Origin of the sequence: Cecembia lonarensis LW9 (assembly GCF_000298295.1) — a bacterium.
GTDB lineage: Bacteria > Bacteroidota > Bacteroidia > Cytophagales > Cyclobacteriaceae > Cecembia > Cecembia lonarensis.
Window position 1 is genome coordinate 1 of record NZ_AMGM01000247.1, and the last position, 814, is coordinate 814.

General features: G+C 38.8%; 1 protein-coding gene. It reads right to left on the reverse strand.

All coding sequences use genetic code 11. The annotated features are described in order from the left end of the window. Positions 1-814 (reverse strand): IS4 family transposase (locus B879_RS21145; protein ID WP_040401582.1); only part of this gene is annotated, 814 nt, incomplete at both ends.

The following is an 814-nucleotide window of genomic DNA, read 5'->3' on the forward strand; positions in this document are numbered from 1 at the left end:
TTTCCAGATGCTGCAAAGTACTTTATTCTGGCCAAAAACCTGCTTTTGTATGTAACTGAATATCTTTAAGTTAAGAACTATCCAGATCAGTTTTCCGTAAAGCTGGCATTCAAACCTATGGATTTTTTTACTGTTAAACTCATCTATATTTACCAGTGACTTCCAAGTCTTGAAAATAAGTTCAATCTGCCATCTCATAGCATAGACTTTTCTTATTTCGTTGGTTTTTAGAACCTCGGAGGGAACATTGGTGACCATAATGTTGAGTCTGGCTCTGGCTTTGAACTTTTCCGAAACATTATTTCCGGTTGATTTTGCCTGTTTCGTTGTCTTTTTGAGTCTTTTCTGGTAAGTATCTTCATCAGCAAGTGAAAGTATTAAACGGGCAGGAACCCGGTCTTTTTTACCCAGATAGACAAAAATTTCAATATAGTCCAGTCTGTGTTTTTTCAGCTTGTGAAGGTATTTATTTAAATCTATTGGATCATTTGATACCAAATCAGAATAGCAATTCACATTGGGGTTCAGTCGGTTGATAAAATATGCCCCAGCGGAATGGATCTTGGCCATGAACTTCAGGGTAGAGTAGCCCAGATCTCTCAAGAAAAGATCTTTTTCCTGAATGTCATGGGTGAAATCAGCTGAGTCTGACTGATCGTTCAAAAGCCCGGAAGTCAGCCTAAGATCCATACTCTGGCCACTTATAAAATCGTATTCATACTGTATACTTATCAAAGATGAGGACTGCCTGATATTCCCCCCGTATCCCCTGTATTTTTGCGAAAAAGGATCAGGAAGGGCAAACTTGGTGGAG